The organism is Peptoniphilus ovalis (assembly GCF_018919265.1).
GTDB classification, from domain to species: Bacteria; Bacillota; Clostridia; order Tissierellales; family Peptoniphilaceae; genus Peptoniphilus_A; species Peptoniphilus_A ovalis.
Map to the genome: position 1 here is coordinate 1 of NZ_JAHLQO010000011.1, position 2,270 is coordinate 2,270.

Annotated in this window: 4 protein-coding genes; all 4 read right to left on the reverse strand. The window is 29.7% G+C overall.

All coding sequences use genetic code 11. From position 1 onward, the window contains the following. On the reverse strand, nt 1-407 hold a 407-nt coding region (locus KQI68_RS10230), incomplete at its 3' end, for a hypothetical protein (protein WP_216550019.1). Continuing rightward, a complete protein-coding gene (locus KQI68_RS10235) occupies nt 404-733 on the reverse strand; it encodes a hypothetical protein (protein ID WP_216550020.1) in 330 nt (109 codons plus the stop codon). The genes KQI68_RS10230 and KQI68_RS10235, both read right to left, overlap by 4 nt. A 176-nt stretch (nt 734-909) precedes the next feature. Continuing rightward, on the reverse strand, nt 910-1,590 hold the full coding sequence (locus KQI68_RS10240; protein WP_216550021.1) for a replication protein: 681 nt from the start codon (nt 1,588-1,590) through the stop codon (nt 910-912). Between the two features lie 77 nt (nt 1,591-1,667). Next, nucleotides 1,668-1,835, reverse strand: coding sequence for a hypothetical protein (locus KQI68_RS10245; RefSeq protein ID WP_216550022.1), 168 nt, complete (start codon nt 1,833-1,835; stop codon nt 1,668-1,670). Nucleotides 1,836-2,270 lie beyond the last annotated feature (435 nt).

Genomic DNA, 2,270 nt, shown 5'->3' on the forward strand with positions numbered 1-2,270 from the left:
ACTTTTTTTATATCTACGAATATCAAGTCCCTAAAATTTACAAAAAAATCTGGATACAACACAGAATAATTCATGTTATAAAAATTCCAAAAATCAGCATTCATATTTTTTTGCAAAATATCTATTCTATTACTTGTAAAATAAGTACTTTCTATTTCTTTTTTTGGTTCTGTATAAATATAAATATCTGTAAAATATTCTTCTGTGTCCTCTGTTCCTAAAAATTCTAGTCCATTAAAATAATTTAAAAGCAATTTCAAGTCAGATACAAGCATTTCATCTGTTGCAATTCTACTGAAGAAATTAAAACTTGTTCGACTAACATTTTTACTAGTATTTTTATCTTCTAAAAAAATACTAGTAAAATAAAAAATAACTGCTAATAATATTAATAAAAATACAATCATATTTCGCAACCTACCAAATTTTGTCCAAAATACGCATCCTTATAATTAAACAACAATTCTCTGTCATAACCTGGCATTTCAGAAACTTTAACAAAGCCATTATTTTTTAAATCTAAAATTTTTTTTGCTATTTTAGAATTATCTTTATACTTAAATCTGTATTCCTGAAAATCTAAATCATCGAACATCACGAATCCTCGCACCTCAAGGCACTTTTCATTTGTCGGCTTCCCATCTTCCCAAATTGTCTTTTGAGCAGCACCAATTATCAAGAAATCTTTATCTTCAAAAAATGCTGCAGCTATTTCTTCATTTTTTTTCAGCATTTACGCTTCCTCCTTTATATTTTTTAGAAAGGCCGCAAAGCTTCCAAAATAGATGCTTGTAGCTTCTTTCTAACTAGAGGATAGCATCAAAAAATTTTTTTTTCTACTTTTTGAAAGGCTTAAATAAATCTGATCAGACCTGAAAAAAAACTAAAAAAAAAGAAGAGTAATTATATTTACTCTTCTTCACTATCATTTTTATTATTCTTATATAAAAAACTTTTGTCCGAAGCTATCTCTCCTGTCTCAACATTTATTAAATTACATCCATCCAACAAATAGCCTTCTTTGTATCTGTTTCTTTTGCTATTAATAACGCTACTAATTATGTAAGCACTATTATCGCAGAGCAGCGGAAACCAAGTGCTTGACTTATTATTCATGGCATATATTACAATCTCCTCGAATTCCATCACCTGATTATCATTTATGAATTGAATCATTTCTCCTATCATTTCATACCTATCTCCTGATGACGGTTTTAATAATTCCGTCAAATCAGCTCCAGCACCAGCAATAATATCTTCAACTGAATATTGATGCTTTTCTGGATTGTCAATGTGCGCAAAATAGCGTGCCATACCTTTAACGCTTTGACACATAATAGGTATTGGACCGTTTAAAGGTTTTATTAAATCAACAATCTGCTGATAAGTTTTTAAACCTGAAAACATAAGCAATACATGATGGTGTGGCTTTTTAACAGTTCCATCGGGATTTTTATCCATATCATGAATTGGGGATATCAAATAAGGTACATGCCAGCCGTCTATTATATCTCGCCAACCTTCTGGTAAAGATTCAGGATAAACGACAAAAACCCAATTCCTCGTTCTACTTGTATTTTTCTTTGTCATAATCTATAATTGAGTCACAAAACTAAAATATTCGAATATATAAAAAAGACCTTAGCATTCCATTAAAAGGTCTTTTTTTATTTTTCAACAACTGACCCAAACTCCTCTCTTAAATATTTTCCTAGCAAAATCTGTATTAATTTACTTTTACTTATACTATATTTTTTACTGTAAAGTTCTAGTAAATCAATTGAATTGACAGAAAGTGTTATTTGTAATCTTTTATTTTTAGCAGTATCTTTCAATTTTTTTCTCCTTTAAATTATTTTAGAAATATTGTAACAGTTTACACACAAAAAGGCAAACTTTGACACAAAATTGAACAATGGTCAATGGTCTCCTAGGGGCGGTCGTAGTTCCGCCCCTTTTTTTATTGCTTTCCCCCTTTTTTATTATAATTTTTTCTCTACACGCTACAAGGTAGTAAAAAGCTGCGCTTCGTTGCACTACGCTTGCTTTTTCTCCACCTTTCCGCGTTTCGAGAAAAAATTTTTTTGCATTTAGGGGGAAAGCAGATAAAACAGCTAAAATCTACGTTTATATACGTAAACTCGACCTCTCACTTTTTTTATATCTACGAATATCAAGTCCCTAAAATTTACAAAAAAATCTGGATACAACACAGAATAATTCATGTTATAAAAATTCCAAAAATCAGCATTCATATTTTTTTGCAAAAT

Coding starts and splice junctions, on each gene's coding strand:
- KQI68_RS10235 (WP_216550020.1), bottom strand. CDS start 733: ATGCTGAAAAAAAATGAAGAAATAGCTGCAGCATTTTTTGAAGATAAA.
- KQI68_RS10240 (WP_216550021.1), bottom strand. CDS start 1,590: ATGACAAAGAAAAATACAAGTAGAACGAGGAATTGGGTTTTTGTCGTT.